The organism is Micromonospora sp. C31, from assembly GCF_018070575.1.
GTDB lineage: Bacteria > Actinomycetota > Actinomycetes > Mycobacteriales > Micromonosporaceae > Micromonospora.
The window spans coordinates 29512-44734 of sequence record NZ_JAGPXN010000030.1; the positions used below are offsets into that span (position 1 = coordinate 29512).

A 15223-nucleotide genomic window follows, 5' to 3' on the forward strand; every position below is an offset into this window, starting at 1 on the left:
GCCGGCGCCTCAGGTCGGTGCTCCTCGTAGCACGTCTGGAGAACCTCCCGCCAGCAGCAGGGACTGCCGGGCATAAAGCCCTTTGATGTCGTACCCGCCGGATACGTTGTCGCTGCGTGGACAGCCGCACCCTCGGCTGACACCACCGTGGAACCCACGACCAAGACGAAACGCGGTTGCGACATGGTCGAACCCGGAGAGGAACTGGCCTGCATGACCCGGACAACAGCACAGAGCGAGCGCATCGGCGTCTCCGCCGTCAACGGCGCTTTCAGCATCATGGGCTGGGCCTTCCGGGAACAAAGTGTGTCCGACCACGGGATCGATGCCCTTGCCGAGGTCGACGGGCTCACAGCCGAACCGTCGGGACGGTGTCTTGCCGTGCAGATCAAGTGCGGGCCGTCCTACTTCAAACGCCGGACCGCCGGCGGCTGGCGGTTCATGGGAGAACCACGACACCTGCGGTACTGGCTGGCGAACCTGATGCCCGTGATCCTGGTGATCGTCGACGCCGACACCCAGGCCGGCTACTGGGTTCAGATCACCCACGACGCCGTCCACTACACCGACAAGTCCTGGTGGATCGAGATACCAGAAGCGCAGATTCTCGACGACCGAGCACAACCGCGGCTTCGCGAGCTCGCGCTCGCCACCGCCCCGGCAATTGCGGACCCCGTCGAGCAGGCGCTGCCGTTGCTGCCGCCGTCCGCGGTGGAGATGCTGTCGGCGCTGCGTCCAGTCGACCCGGACGGGGCACTTCGCTTGGCGAAGTTTTTGAGCAAGGGTCACGCACAGTCCCGGGACACGGTGGAGGCGCTGCTGGACGCGAGCCGGGGCTGGTCGCACGCGAGCACGTTGCGGCTGGCGACGATCGGCGCGTATGCCAACGAGCACGGCCACCGCGACCTGGCAATGAGAGCGTTCGCGCTGGCCTCCGCCCGGACCGTGCCCAAGGCGGCCATGGCCGAACGGGTCCGGCTCGCCGGCGTTGCGGCCGTGATGGCGATGGTGGGCGACGACCGTCAGCACGCGAACGACCTGCTACGGCTCGCCCGCGAGCACACCGGGGCGAGCCTGCTCGCCGACGTTGCAGTCTGCGCCTTCGACGCCGACGAAGCAGGCCGTGAAAACGCCCTCGAAACACTACTCCGCAACGCTTCGGATGAACAACTCGACGCCGAACCCACCTGCCTGCTGTTTCTCGCCGAACGCGCGTTCGCACGGCGAGATCTCGACCAAGCGCTAACGCTGTACGACCGGTCTTGCCGAAGGTTCCCGCGCATCGTCGGCGGCAGACTCGGGCAGGCGCGCGTGCTGATCGAACGCATGGTCCGAGGCAGTTCGGTGGTGCCGTACCACGACCAGCGCCGCGCGGTCGAGCTGGCCGTAGCCGTCCGCGACGAGATGCGCCGCTGGGCCGGGCCCAGCGAGGACGCCCACCGGCTCGTCGTGCAGGAACGCATGCTCGCCCAGGCCTTTACCGAGGTCATCGAGCTGGCCACCCCCGTGGACTTCGGCGGGCAGGCCACCGATCGGGAGGCTGCCGATCCCACGATCGCCATCGTCGGCGCCCAGGCCAGCATCGCCCTCGGCGACCGTGCGCGGGCCGCGCGGTTCGCCGACGCGATGCGTGACACCACGATCGAACCGCTGCTACGCGCCCTTGCCGCCGATCCCCGTCAGCCCCGGGAGCAGACGGTCACGGCGTGGAGGGCCGCGCTCGACGGCGCTGACACCGCGTTCGCCGCCCGGATCAGCCTGCACCGGCTCGCCGCGCACGGAGCCCTCGCACCGGCCGATCTCGACCGCTTCGGTGCGCTGGCGAACCTCGACGACCACGATCGGCTCCTGTTCACCGCCCGCCACACCGCCGCGGCCGGAGACCTCGATGCCGCAGTCGCGATGCTACGGTCGCAGCCCTCGCCGGCTGCGGGGGAGATGCTGGCCGAACTGCTGCACGAGGCGGGTCATTTCGACGAGGCGCTCGCGGTCTGCGATGAGATCTGGAGAACCTACGGGGCGCTGAAAGGCCTCCAAGACAAAATCAACATTCTCGCGTCGCGCGGTGACTTCGACGAAGCCGAGACCTGCGCCGCACAATTGCTTGCCACCGGCGAGCTCCCCGCCGAACATCGGCGGCAACTGCACCGCCGCATGATCGAGCGACGCACGACGCTCGGGGACTGGACGGGCATGGAGGCGGTCTGCCGCACCGCACTGCGCGACCAGGCCGACGACGCCGAGTACGGCTGGGGGCTGATCTACGCCCAGCTCAACCAGGACCAATGGGACAAGGCCTGGACCACGTACTGCCAGCTACGTCCAAACGTCTTCCACCCGAGCATCGTGCGCGCATGGGTCGAACTGCACCTGAAGTTCGGTGGCGGCTCGCAGTGTCAAGCCACGGCCATGACCTTGATGGACCACTTCCAGTCGGATCACGACGCGCTTGCTCAGCTTGCGAGGCTCACCGCGTTACCGCCACAGTGACGACCCTGATCGACCTCACACCCGCCATGGGGAAGGCAGTCCCGGGTACTGCTTCAGCATGGTCAGATCCTCTTAAGTAAAGAGGTCTCTACCAGCCCCGGGGCGGTTCACCAACCGCCCCGGACATGTACGAGCCCGTCACCGCCGACGCCGCGGTGAACAGCTCCTGCGGCCATCTCCTCACCACCCTGGGGCTAGCCGAACTGTGTCCGGAACACGCCACCCGTATTGCGGCAACACCTGCACCCCAGATCAGCTTTGTATCGGAGTCGATGGTCGACCCAAGCGGCGCAAGCGGTAGACGTGAGCCTGAGAGGAACGTTCTACGGACCCAAATGAGTGGACGGCGGCCATACCCTAGGTCCTATGGCATGGTCTCTGAGCCTTCACGAATTTCGGCATCCAGTCCTGGCCGACGCACTGTTGCTGGCTGCGGGGAAGGCACTGTATCTGGCCAACTCGTTCGAGTCTAAATGCCAGTATGTCTTGCGAATCATGAATCTGGTGCATCTGACCGAATCTGATCCCGTGCTGACGCTTGAGCAGGCGATTGCAGGGCTGCCGCAAGACAAGATGCTCGGGGCAACGATGAACGACATCGTCACCCACCCCATCGGCGGCAGCGGCGCCGCGAACGCCGACCTACTTCACAGCTCCCGTCGCGCTCGGAATCTCATCGCGCACGAAGGAATGCCAGCAGCACCGATTTGGGACCTTAGCAGAAAATCTATCATCGAGCACGCCGAGCGCCTTCGAGCGGCGGTCGCCGACCTTACCGCTGGCGACAACGTCGTTTCGACATGGTGCTACGAGATCGAAGAGAAGATGCCTGCGCCGCGCGACTTCAAGGCAGCTTACCCAGACATGGTGGCCAACTGGGTGTTCGGCGATCTTGACCGCCTGATTGCCGAGGGGGAGGGCGAGCCCGAAGGCAACCCACGCACAATCGTGGAGTACCTGAGACGGCGCCAAGCCTCCCGCAACCCCGCAATCTAGCCGTGTGTTGGCCACCGCCGCGCGGCAGGCGCCAACGCGCATGCGTGATAGGCATAGGACTTCTCCGTCGCGGCGCGGCCCGCGCGGATGACAGGTGACCACGCGGCATGCGACGCGCGGCATGCTAAGGCGTGCCATTAGCTGGGATCGGCCAGTATCTTGATCCCGATTTCTGCTAGATTCAGGAAGGCTCGTTTGACGTGGTTGAGATGTCGATAGATGGCCGCGCGCTCCTCGCCTTTGGTAGTAGATCCGCGCCAGATCGGATCAAAGACCTCCGGATTGCCCACGGCAGTTTCCGCAGCATCGAGTGCCTCAAGCAGATTACGGTACCTCGTTTCGAGGCGGAGCTTTCGCGCGTTTGACCTGATGAGCTGCATGTCGCTCGCCATCGCGTTGCCATTATCGGCTACCCACTCGGTGATGGCCCGCCTGTTCCATCGGTCGCTTGCGCTGCTAAGGGTGACCGCCTGCAACGCGTCAGTCCAGTTGTTGGCAGCATGAACCGTATCCGCAATAAGCAATCGCTGTCGTTGACGTCGCTCATCTTGCCGGGCAGATTCCGCAGCTGCATGAATCCCTCTGAGAAGCCGTTCTTCCAGCGTAGTAAAGGACGCAGCGACGACGTCCGTCACTTCGGCGTCAGTCAGGCTCCAAGAACGTTGCAAGGTCTGATACTCAGCGAGTTGTGCCCTCTTCCACTCGCGGAGCATGTCAGCGGTGAAATGCTGCGGAGTTTGATCAATCTCCCACGCATGCGTGTCGCACAGCGGGATCAAATTCGACGCGTCCCGGTTAGCCGCCTCAGACATGTCCGGGTCCCAGCGTGCGCCGCCCTGGCTACGGGCGTGTATGTGGGCGATCCGGCTGTTGAGGATGTACTCACCGGTGTCACCGTTCAGTCGATACAGCGGCTTCTTGCAGGTTGGCTCGCCACACCGCCATGCCGTGCCGTAGAGCTGCTTGATCGTGCCCTCAGTCGGCGTCCGATGCTCAATCGACCCGGCGCTAGGTGATGCGTTCGACACCCGACCATTATCGTCTACGACAGCTCGTCCAGTGCCGGCCCATAGAGTCGGAAGCTCTGGAGTCCGTGACCAAGCATCGACGCCTGGGGCAAGGCTGAAGAAGGTATCGATCTCGTTCAGCACACCGCCGGCACTAGGCGCTGCTGCCGAGTTCGTTGATCCTGGCGCGGATGCTCTCCACCTGGTCGCCCATCGTGATGAGCAGGAACCGGCGGGGATCATCGGCGGGCGCTCCGGCGACGGTGCCAGCGAGGTGGTCGTACAGGGCCTGCGCGTTTTCCAACTCCGGGAGGAGTTTGGCGAGCTGCTGCTCTGGTGGCAGCGCACGGAACTGTCGTCCGAGGTCTTCGTGTAGCGCGTTCACGACCGGGTCGTTGAGCCAGGCGTTCACCATGTCGGGGTCAGTGGGATCGAACGCGGCGGGGTCGCCGTCTGGGTCGTAGGTCACGTTCTCATCCTCTCAGCCGGTGCTACAGATCTTGAATGGCTAGGTTCGTCCGATTTGGCCGGCGCCACCGTCAGGATGGAACCGGGCGGGCTGCAGACGGTCACCGCCGCCGACGGCGGCTACTCCTTCACCGGCTTCGCGCCCGGCAACTACACCATCTACGCCACCGTCGGCGGCCGGTGCGGCCTGGCCGGCAGTGGGCCGGTCGAGATCGACGGCCAGGGCAACTACCTTGAGTTGTACCTCTTCCCGCACACCGACGACCTGGGCCACACCTGCTCGGAGCAGACGGCCACGTTCAGCACGGCCGGCAACGCCCTGGCGTTAACCGGTGACAACGCGGTGACAAGCGTGAACCTGCCATTCGCCTTCCCGTTCTACGGATCGGCGTACCGCAACGCCTGGGTGGACACCAACGGGCTGCTGTCCTTCACCGACCCGGGTGGCTCCCACCCGTACCCCGGTGGTGGACAACTCCCGGCCCCGGCGGACCCGAACGCGCTGCTGGCACCCTTCTGGGACGACCTGGTCGTCGACGCCTCGGCCAGCGTGCGGACAGCGACCACCGGCACCGGCGACGACCAGCGGTTCACCGTCGAGTGGCGCAACGTGCACCGTAAGGGCAATACCGCACAGCGGCTGAATTTCGCGGCCGTCCTGGCCCCGGACGGCACCGTGACCACCAGCTACGACCAGCTCGACAACGATGCCGAGCGCGGCGCCAACGCGCTGGTCGGCATCGAGGCCCCCGCCGGTGAGGACGGACTGCCCTACTCGGCCGACGAGCCGGTGCTGACCACCGGCAGGACGATCACCTTCGCCCGCCCTGCGGCGGTTGACCCGCTGAAGAAGCACAACTCTTCCGGCACCCTGGTCGACGCGGCCGGCAACCCGGTGGTCGGAGCCACCGTCGCCCTCGATCCGAGTGGGCTGACGCCACGACCGGCGCGGGTGGGGCGTGGAGCTTCACCGGTCTGGTCGCCGACAGCTACACCGTGACGGTGAAGATGGCCGGCCGGTGTGGCACCGCCGGGTGCAGCCAGGTCGAACTGGCCGCGGACACCGCTGGCGCAGCTGATGCTCGTCACGCCTAACTGCCGTGCGGACCGGACTGTGGCGGCCGTGGCAATGGCCCGCCCCGCGCAGGACGACGAGAAACCCGAGTCGCCCAGGAAGCTGGCGGCAGCGCCGTGGCTGGCACGCCAGGGCTCGTCGGGCGGCAACACCAAGGCCAACTCGGCCCCAGCTACTGAGAGCATGCTGATCGCAAAGAGCGCCCGGCTGACCTGAACAGCTCTATCCTAGGACGCGCTGCAAGCAGTGTTTCTCCTCAATAGTGCAGCCTGGACAGGGCGGGCAGGGTGGGGTCTTTGACCGTCCGCCGTAACGGATCCGGTAACGGTGACGGCCCGCCAGGGGAGGAACGGCCGGCATGAGATGGCATTGAGACGTGATGCGTACTGTCGTTCTGTCCGGGTATGCGGATGTATCGAGCTGTTCCGGCATCGCGTGACAGAATCGTTGTGAAACTGGGGGTCAAGGGGTCGTCGGTTCGAATCCGGCCGTCCCGACAGCGAGAGGGTTTCAGCAGGTCAGCGACTTGCGGAAGCCCTCTTTTCATTGCTTGGCATGTATGCCCGGTCTAGCACGCCGCTGTTGGACTCTTTGACTCGGGCAGGTTGTCATGCCACTACTGGATCTTCAGAAGCTCACCGCCGGACTGTCCCGGACCTGGGCCGGGTTCCTTCGGGACTGGGACCGGTCGCTGCGGGCCGGGAACTACCCGGCGACCACCCGCTACAACTACCTCCTCGCTGCCGCGCAGTTGGGTCGGTATCTGGGGGAGTCGTCCCCGGATCCGGACGCCGACGATGCGGCTGACGACCCGTGCGCGGTGACGCGGGCGCACGTGGAGGCGTTCCAGGCCTGGATGATTGACACCCGGTCCGCGTCGACCGCGCTGAACAAGCACAAGGGGCTGCAGCAGTTCTTCAAGTGGCTGCTTGTCGACGAGCAGGCCATCGACCGCTCGCCGATGGAGCGGGTGCGGCAGCCGAAGACACCCCGGAAGCTGATTCCGGTTTTGCGGGACGAGGACACAGGCAAGCTCCTCGACGCGTGCAAGGGCAAGGGCTTCGTCAACCTGCGGGACGAGGCGCTGATTCGGCTGTACTGCAACACCGGTGCTCGGCTGTCCGAGGTGGGCAACCTCCTCGTGGCCGATGTCGACCTGAACACCGAGTCGGTGCACTTCCACGGCAAGGGTGCTAAGGACCGGCGGGTACGGTTCGGACCGAAGACCGCTCGGGCGCTGAGCCGCTATCTACGGGCCCGGGGCAAGCACAAGGGCGCCGCGCTGTCTCAGCTGTGGTTGGCCGAGCGCGGCGCGGCCCCGTTGACTCCCAACGGCATCAAGATCCTCCTCAAGCGGCTCGGTAAGGCGGCCGGAGTGCCGGACGTGCACGCGCACCGATGGCGCCACAACTTTGCCCACGAGTGGAAGCGCGCCGGGGGAGACACCGGCGATCTCATGCTGCTGCTCGGCTGGGCCTCCGATGACATGCCCCGGCACTATGGTGCCAGCGCCGCCGCAGAGCGGGCGCAGGAGACGCAGGCACGGCTGGGAATCGGCGAGCGAGTGTAGTTCGGCTGGCTGACGCGATCACGCACGGCAGGGCCGTGCGTGATCGCGCCGTTACCGGTAGGCTGCGGCGGTTTCGGGGAGGGGGGCGATGACGCGGTACGCAATCGACGAGAGTCGCAGTGAATTGTTGGCAATCTGGGAGACCGGTTACGGGTCTGTCGCGATTCGGGTCGCGTCGCTGCCGGCGAGTATCGAGCCGAGCCAGCGGCTGGCGCTGGCGGCCGAGTTGTCGGGCCTGTCCGAGGCGCTCTGGCGCTGCTATACGCATCCGGCGAGCGCCGCCGACAGCCTGAAGATCAACACCGAGGGGTGGCGGCGAGAGCAGACCCGGAACGAGTTTGCTTCCGTTGCCGCCTATATCAGGAAGCCGAGCCTGCCTGACAGCAACGGGATGTTGATGGTGTCGTACGACCCTGTGGAGGAACGCGCCCACCGAGTGGGCCGTTGCCTGCACGTTGCCGCGGCCGCGGATCTGACTGCTGCGGTGGTCGCCGATGTCGAGGCAGAGGTCGCGGCGGTGGAGGGCGCCGAACTGGGGGATCTGTCGGGGCGCTCGGCGCAGGCCGTGCAACTGACGCGCCAAGCTGCCTCGCCGGTCCAGGTTGCCGCTGCCGACCGGATCCTGATGAATGATCCGCTTGGCGGAGAAGAGTTGTTTCTGGAGCTCGATCCGACCTCGGCGTGCGCGGCGGCGACGCACTGGCTGCAGGCGGCCGCCGACGTGGCGGCGGAGGCCTCCAAAGGTGCCGCAAGCGACGTCTTGGTAGAGGCCGACGACATTGAAGCGTTGCCGCACGCGACACCCACGGCGCTCCTGGAGTTGATGGAGATCGGCTTGTCGCCGACAGACGTGGTGACCAGGATTATCTGCGATGCCATGGCGGTCGCTGAGGGCGAGGCTCCCGACATTGATGAGCTACGAGAGAAGATCGAGGAAGCCGAGGAAGAAGCTGAGCAGGTCAGGCCGGGCGGAGCCGAAGCGGTTGGCGAGATCGCGACGATTCGGCTGACCACTCTGGATCCGCTGCGTCCCGCCCGCGACATGCTCGAGGACCTACTGTCCGGCATTCGCGGCTGCTGGCTTCTCTATCGCGAGTACGCCGTGTCCTCAACCGACCCTGAGGACAACGTGGCTTACGACGAATTGGACGATGAGATCAAAGAAGAATTCCTTAACGAAGTGCGAGCCCGAGCCGCCGCTGACCGATACCGCCTCGATCTTGAAGACCGCAAATAGGCATCAGGCAGGCAGCGGCGCAGGCAGCGGCGCGAGCGGCCCTTCGCCAGCGATCACGCCAGGTCCCGTCGCGTGGCACCGTAGCCGCTCGTCCGCCACATGAAGGCGGGCGGGACGAATTGAGTGATGGCGCCGTGCTGCTCGTCCTCGGCAGACGAGCAGCACGGACAACGCGGGTTCATCCCCCCTCGGACACAAATTTGCGGCATCCATGCCGTCTCTTTCGTACTGGTGGTCAAGTCTCCTTGACCACGTGAACCTGATCTTCGCGACCAACCTCACCGACCCTGTGTCGGTTGACGGTGGAGGTCGCCGTGGCTGAGTCTTCTCTGGCTTCTGTCGTTCCCCCGGTTCTTCTGCCGGACCGTGGGCGAAGCAACCGTCGTGACGCCCACGCACCCCTCCGACGGGCTCCGTTGCCGATGCCAGCGCTTGCGCAGCAGCGGTCCGAGGCCAAGGTGTACCGTCTCGCGTCGGTCGATGCCAGTGGCCGGATCCGTGATCGAGGCATCGTGCGTGCCCTGGCGTGGGAGCCGGGTGCCCGACTGGAGATCCGCGAGAGCGCTGGCGTCATTGTCGTGCGTCGGGAGCCTGGTGGAGTTTTCGCTCTCACCGGTCAGGGACACCTGTTGTTGCCGGCTCCGGTGCGGCACTGGTGTGGGCTCAAGGCTGGGGATCGGGCCTTGTTGACCGCCGATCCTGTCGCAGACCTGCTCGTGGTGTGGGAGTGTGGATCTAACGGCTCTGGCTCACTTTCGGTGGTGACAGAAAGTAGCGGCTTAGCCGCTCGTGCGGCAGTGGGTCCAAATTGGTGCAGTCGGGGCAAAAGCATCAGGGGATCCTCGTTACGGTTTCCCTGCGGAGACCAGCCAGCCCTGAAGTGCCGGCGTCAGAGCACGCCTGCGATGTCGCTACGGACTGTCACCACCGAAAGTGAGCCAGAGCCGAATGTGAGACAGAGCCGTTAGCGAGACAGCCCCTCGTGGATCAGCCCCGCAGGCGCGGGGAGCAGCCCGGGGTGGGCTTCGCGAAGTCGATCCCTCCGGATTCTCCCCGTGTTGTCAACGCCGGCTGAACTTTGGCTCTGGCACACGTTCTGTGATCGATCTTGGCGTCAGCTCACGGTGTGACGAGGACTCGTTTGCGGAGGAGGTCGAGGTTCGTCCGGCCATACATCTGTCGCTTGATCGTCTTGATGCGGTTGACCTGGCTTTCGACCGGGCCTGAGCTCCAGGGCTGGGTAAGGCCGGCGACGTGGCGTCGCGGTCGCTAGCCAGGCCGGCGGCGAAGCCGCGAATTTCGGGTATTCGGCGTGCCGGGCACGGTTGATCCAGACGTCGAGGTGCTGGCCGGTGCCCTGGTGGCGGACCAGTGCGGCGAACCCTCGGGCGAGATCGGCGAGGTGTCGATGTCCGGGCACCGACTGCGGGCGTCGGCGAGGTCGGTGCGGTCGTCGTCGGTGAGTTTGTGGCCGGGTCGCATGATCCAGGCGGTGATCCGCCGTGCCGACGGCACCTGGACTGCGGTCACAAGGGTGGGTCGGGTGCGGTTCGTGGCGAGCCATCCCGCAGCACGCGCAAACTCCCCTGGTAACCGCAGGCCAGGATTTCGGCGTGCAGGTCGGCTGTCTCGTGGACACCGTCGGTGAGGCGTTGCCGCGGTAGGGGTGGAAGGGTGCGAGGACGCTGGGTCGGCTGCTGGCGTTCGGGCCGATCAACGCTTCGGCGGTGGCGGCGTGGGCGTATTTGCGGCCGGTTTTGACGTTCATGTCGAGCTGGCGGGCGGTCGCGCTGATCGACAGTCGTTCGGCCCGCAGGGTGTGGACGGCGGCGTGGCGTTGGCGGGTGTTCTCCGCGCGGCGTCCCGTCCTGACCGCCTCGGCCGTGGTCGGCGCGGCCAGGGCGGGTATCGCATCGGTGTGCGTCCTTAGGCACCGACCGTGCCCACGGACGACCTTTTCGACGGCGTCGCTGAGGTTCTTCAGCAGGTGCCACTGGTCGGCGACCTGAATCGCGTCAGGTGCGCCCTTGCGGACGCCGTCGGCGTAACTACCACCGCGATCCCGGCAGATGATCTGGACCTCGGGGTGCTCGCGCAGCCATGCAGCGAGGGTGTCGGGGGTCAGGCGGGACATCGATCGGCCGGCGGGTGTGCATGTCGAGTAGCACGGTGGCGTATCGGTCCCGCGACGGCGGGCGAAGTCGTCCACGCCCAGCACCGTCGGCGTCACCGGCGACGGGTCGGGCATCCCCCCGATCATCGGAATCAACGTCATCCGCGACACCGACACCGCCAACCGCTGCGCCAACCGACTACCCGATCGACCGCCCAACGCCACCCGACCGCTTCCAGATCACCCGCCGCCAGGACCGTGTGACGGGCATGCCGACGGTTCAGCCCGGGAACCTGCTCGACGAACGTCCGCCGCCGGCACCCGACGTTCGAGCAGGCGAATCGGCGGACCGTCAACGCGACCAGCACTTCATGGCCACCCAACCTGACACCAGCCAACCGCCGCACATAGCGGCCATGCAGCATGGTCGACCAGGTGCCGCAATCACCGCACGAAGCCCGCACCGTCCGCGTCGCCGCATCGATCCTGACCCCGACACCCCGGACCACCACCGCGTCCAACCGCAGGCCCACCAGATGCGGAAGCAACGCCGAAATGATCTCCATCCGGGCATCCAACCCGAACTACCGACGAACGCGACTCACAAAATGTGTGCCAGAGCCCGATTTTCACGCGGCGACGACAGCACCTCGCTGCTTCGTGCTTGTCCGGTCGACGCTGGCACGCCCCGCCTGCGGGTGTACCGGCCGGTTCCGGCGCGGGTGACGCTGAGCGCCTGAGCGGCAGGTGATTGCGTCACGTAAGGCGACCTTGTTGAAACTGTCGGTAGCCTCTCGTAGGGTGCGTTCGTGGCGCTGATCTACGCGTTTCAGGTTGAGGACGGCAGCTGGCACGGCGACTCCGGCAGGACTTATCGGGGTATGGGACCGGCGACGTACGCGACATTGACATTTCGTCCGGGGCCTGACGATCCAGGGGCCGACAGTCCCTTCGCCGGTCAAACGCTGCGCGTCGCGGTGGCGAGCATCGACGAACGGGTGGCCGGCGAGGTTGCCTACCGGCTCGATGACGGCACGGTTCACTACGGTACCGACACGGTCGACGAGCTGCTGTTCGGTCTCGACCTGCACCGGCTGCCGATCAGCTCCTGGCCGCCGGCTGCTCACGATCCGACACCGACTGTTCCCGCCATGCCAGTGGCCAAGACTCCGGCGCATCCCGTGGTGCTGTCGTGGCAGGTCAGCGACGCCGGTCGGCACTACACCCTGACTCTCACCACGGGCGTGGACGGCCCGATCGTCGAGGTGCTCGGCGCCGACAACAATGGCCAACTCGTCGCCGAGTTCGCCGGGTATCTGCCGGGCGGCGACCTGTCGCTGGTGGCGCGAGTGTTCCTCGCCGCGGTGGCGAACCCCGGCGCCGTGCCGGTCCCGTCGCCTCGACGTTCTCGGTCCTGGTCCGAGCAGGAGAGCACATACGTGGCCAGCCGGCACCGCGACGGAGCCGATGCCGAGACGATCGCCGTCGAACTCGGGCGGACCGCCAACAGCATCCGGTACAAGCTGCATGCCCTGGGCCTGGGCCCATTTCCCGGGACGAATACCAGCCGGCCGCCGGCACCGCCTCGGACACCCGCGTACACGATGGAAGACCTGCGGCAAGTCCATCCCAACTCACACAAGCCGTGGGAACCCGCCGACGACGAACGCCTCGCCCGCCGCGCTGCCGAGGGCGCCAGCGTCTCCGAGTTGATGGAGGAATTCGGACGTAACCACGGCGCGATCACCTCCCGCCTGGCACGAGTGCAGCCCTCCGCCACCCTCAGTAGCCCGCCGGCAGCCGCTTCCTGAGCGACAGCGGTCGCTGGCGGCGTGCAACTTGTCGACGTCAGGCGCCACTGGCAGACACATAGGCCAAGCCAAGGCCGAGCGATTTCCGTTCACTGCCGACGGAGTGCGAATTCCACTCGAATCTGGGCATGTCGCTCCGGCCGGCGCTGGCTGCTTGGAACTAGCGTGGCGATGGTTAGATCGCCTACTCGGCCACTGACCGAGAATACTCTAGGGTGGTGCTGTGAAGGCGCTGGACTGGTTTCCTAATGCACTGCACCCGGTAGCGATGCGCTTAGCGCGCGCAGATCAGCTCGCTTTCGAGCTGGCTGAGGTCGCGCTGGCCTGGTCGCGGGGACCGGACAGCGAGGGTCCGCTGACGCTGAGGCAGGTGGAGCGGACGCCAGGTTATCTGGACGTTGAGGTAGCTACGATCAGGCCAGTGCCGCCCGTCGCCGCCATGCTGTTCAGCGAGGCCATTCACCACCTCCGGTCGGCGATCGACAACGTGGTGTTCCACTTGGTGCAGGAAAGCCGCACTGAGCCGCTGACTGACTCGCAGGCTCGGGCCGTGAGCATGCTGGTTTACGAGGACCCAGAGGCGTTTGAGGGCAAGGTAAAGCGCCTTGTGAGGCAGGGCCTCACCGAGTTCGCGCCTGACGCTACCTTGGGCGGGCGCATCTCAGCGCTCCAGCCCTTTGCCGACGAGGCGTTCGTTCCGGCAATCCCGCTGGCCTTGTTTATGTTGATGGGTGGTACAGATCCGGCCATCGAGCATCCGCTGGTGCTGCTTCGTGACTACTCGAACGAGGACAAGCACCGCACCATTCGCCTTGCGGCTGGCCGGACGTTGGTTCAACGGCCAGACGACATGCCGCGGAGTAGGCAACTCGGCATGAGGCATATTGAGGTCGGCGCCGTCCTTGAGGTCGTCCAGAAGGGCGTGCCCACTCCTGTGGACACCTCGCCTGCGCTTCATGTTCAGCGCCCAGGCGGTGGTGTCTGGGTCAGCCCTAGTTACGAACTTGATTGCCTCTGGCTGCACGTCGTCGACGTCGTGTTGCCCACGTTGATTACCGGCATGGCCCTTCCGGGGGGCCTGCCTGCACACGTGGATTTGAGTGACACCGGGGCGTTGCTGGATGAACGCCTACGGCAGGGCGGGGCGATGCGGGCCCATGACCGTGCCGGCGAGTTGTCGAGGAAAGCGTACTGGGAGGCGATGAGTCGGGGCCGAAAGGTCCCGCCAATAGTGGCACAGTCCGGCATGGAGCAGGCCGGGTAAGGAGGCCGCCTAATCTTTTCCGGGCCCAGATTTCCCGTGCCTAAGGGACGTCTCGTAACCCAGTGAAGGCGTTGCCTGGGACGGGGTCGGCGGTCAGCCGGCGAGGATGATGTTGTGGAGGTTGGCGATGCCGGAAGCGGCATCGGCCAATGTGTGGGCGGCGCGACGGTAGTCGCGCAGGATCTTGAAGCACTTCATCCTGGCCAGGGCGTGTTCGACGCCTGCTCGGACGGTGCGGTGTTCGACGTTGAGGGCTTCCTTCCAGTCCGCAAGGTCACTGCCGTCGGCGGGCTTGCGGTACGGCATGATCACCTCGGGGTTGCCTCGGTAGCCGCCGTCGGCCATCGCCGGTCGCCCGTGCAGCTTCTCCTGGATGCCCGAGGTGCGGTAGACGATCGTGTCGTTGCGGTTGCCGGGCTGCGGGTCGCCGACGGCGATGACCAGGCGGGTGCTGGCGTCGATGGCGACCTGCAGGTTCGTGGAGTACCGGTAGTTCTTGCTGCGGGCGGCCAGGCGGTGATCGCGGGTGGGGATCAGAGTCCCGTCGACGATGGCGATCTGCGCGACCGGCCGCTTACGCACTGGCGCCAGGGCCAGTAGCGGCGCGAGGGTGTCGATGACCCGGTGCGCCGCGGAGTGCGACACCCCGAACAGCGGGCCGATCTGGCGCATCGTCAGGTTCGTACGCCAGTAGGCGGCGACCAGCAACACCCGATCCGGGAGGTCGAGGGCCCACTGCCGGCCCGGCCGGCCGTCGGCGATGCCGTCACCGCCGCGCTCCGCGACCAGCCGGACCAGCCTGCGGAACTGGACGGGCTGCAGTCCGGTGAACGGAAAGATCCACTCCGGACGCGCTGCCGAGATCACCTGCACCCCACCATGATCCAGGATGGACGCGACACCCAGTTACGAGACGTCCCTTAGTCTGTTATCAGCGCTAGTCAGCATGATGCGGATGGCCGGTAACACGGGCACAAATACGGAACGGGCCGGCAGGTTTTCGTAGCACCTTGACGCCGGGCCCTGATCACCTAGCAGCAGGCGATCCATGTCTAGGGTAGGAGTCTAAGGGACGTCTCGTAACCCTGGCGTCTGTCTGTTGAGGATGGTCGGGCAGGATGCCGGGGTGCAGGTGATCACCGTTGCCCGATCTGAGTGGATCTTTCCGTTCACCGGGTTGCAGCCCGCCCAG

Annotated in this window: 11 protein-coding genes and 2 pseudogenes; 7 read left to right on the forward strand and 6 right to left on the reverse strand. The window is 66.0% G+C overall.

Annotation, left to right across the window (positions count from 1 at the left end):
- The first annotated feature begins 147 nt into the window (after positions 1 to 147).
- Both KBX06_RS26360 and KBX06_RS26365 read left to right on the forward strand, forming a co-directional pair.
- A complete protein-coding gene (locus KBX06_RS26360) occupies positions 148 to 2490 on the forward strand; it encodes a DUF4365 domain-containing protein (protein WP_210839673.1) in 2343 nt (780 codons plus the stop codon).
- A 366-nt stretch (positions 2491 to 2856) separates the two neighbouring features.
- Entirely contained in the window at positions 2857 to 3486 is a 630-nt protein-coding gene (locus tag KBX06_RS26365) for a hypothetical protein (RefSeq protein ID WP_210839684.1), read from the forward strand.
- A 137-nt stretch (positions 3487 to 3623) separates the two neighbouring features.
- On the opposite strand, the gene KBX06_RS26370 is transcribed toward KBX06_RS26365, so the two are convergent.
- Positions 3624 to 4514, reverse strand: coding sequence for a hypothetical protein (locus KBX06_RS26370; protein ID WP_210839675.1), 891 nt, complete (start codon positions 4512 to 4514; stop codon positions 3624 to 3626).
- Positions 4515 to 4647: 133 nt separating this feature from the next.
- Positions 4648 to 4962 (reverse strand): hypothetical protein, encoded by a 315-nt coding sequence (locus KBX06_RS26375; protein ID WP_210839676.1) that lies wholly within the window; start codon positions 4960 to 4962, stop codon positions 4648 to 4650.
- A gap of 75 nt (positions 4963 to 5037) precedes the next feature.
- On the opposite strand from KBX06_RS26375, the gene KBX06_RS26380 reads away from it, so the two are divergent.
- The 3 genes from KBX06_RS26380 (at position 5038) to KBX06_RS26390 (ending at position 8843) form a co-directional block, all read left to right on the forward strand.
- A complete protein-coding gene (locus KBX06_RS26380; RefSeq protein ID WP_210839678.1) occupies positions 5038 to 5961 on the forward strand; it encodes a hypothetical protein in 924 nt (307 codons plus the stop codon).
- 685 nt (positions 5962 to 6646) lie between these two features.
- Positions 6647 to 7606, forward strand: a complete 960-nt coding sequence (locus KBX06_RS26385) for a tyrosine-type recombinase/integrase (RefSeq protein WP_210839679.1) — start codon at positions 6647 to 6649, stop codon at positions 7604 to 7606.
- A gap of 88 nt (positions 7607 to 7694) precedes the next feature.
- Positions 7695 to 8843: a hypothetical protein gene (locus KBX06_RS26390; protein ID WP_210839680.1), complete on the forward strand. Its 1149-nt coding sequence runs from the start codon at positions 7695 to 7697 to the stop codon at positions 8841 to 8843.
- Between the two features lie 1119 nt (positions 8844 to 9962).
- Here the strand turns inward: KBX06_RS26390 and KBX06_RS28795 are convergent.
- The 3 genes and pseudogenes from KBX06_RS28795 to KBX06_RS28155 form a co-directional block, all read right to left on the reverse strand.
- Positions 9963 to 10132, reverse strand: a pseudogene (locus KBX06_RS28795) (ISL3 family transposase); the annotation flags it as partial.
- Positions 10133 to 10635: 503 nt separating this feature from the next.
- A pseudogene (locus tag KBX06_RS28150) lies at positions 10636 to 11118 on the reverse strand (transposase); the annotation flags it as partial.
- Positions 11115 to 11522, reverse strand: a complete 408-nt coding sequence (locus KBX06_RS28155) for a transposase family protein (protein ID WP_247686717.1) — start codon at positions 11520 to 11522, stop codon at positions 11115 to 11117. The gene KBX06_RS28155 and the pseudogene KBX06_RS28150, both read right to left, overlap by 4 nt.
- A 243-nt stretch (positions 11523 to 11765) precedes the next feature.
- Between KBX06_RS28155 and KBX06_RS26400 the strand changes: the two genes are divergently transcribed.
- Positions 11766 to 12767: a hypothetical protein gene (locus KBX06_RS26400; protein ID WP_210839681.1), complete on the forward strand. Its 1002-nt coding sequence runs from the start codon at positions 11766 to 11768 to the stop codon at positions 12765 to 12767.
- 223 nt (positions 12768 to 12990) lie between these two features.
- Positions 12991 to 14031 (forward strand): hypothetical protein, encoded by a 1041-nt coding sequence (locus KBX06_RS26405; RefSeq protein WP_210839682.1) that lies wholly within the window; start codon positions 12991 to 12993, stop codon positions 14029 to 14031.
- A 93-nt stretch (positions 14032 to 14124) separates the two neighbouring features.
- Here KBX06_RS26405 and KBX06_RS26410 read toward each other — a convergent pair whose 3' ends face one another.
- Positions 14125 to 14904: a transposase family protein gene (locus tag KBX06_RS26410; protein ID WP_210839683.1), complete on the reverse strand. Its 780-nt coding sequence runs from the start codon at positions 14902 to 14904 to the stop codon at positions 14125 to 14127.
- Positions 14905 to 15223: the final 319 nt, after the last annotated feature.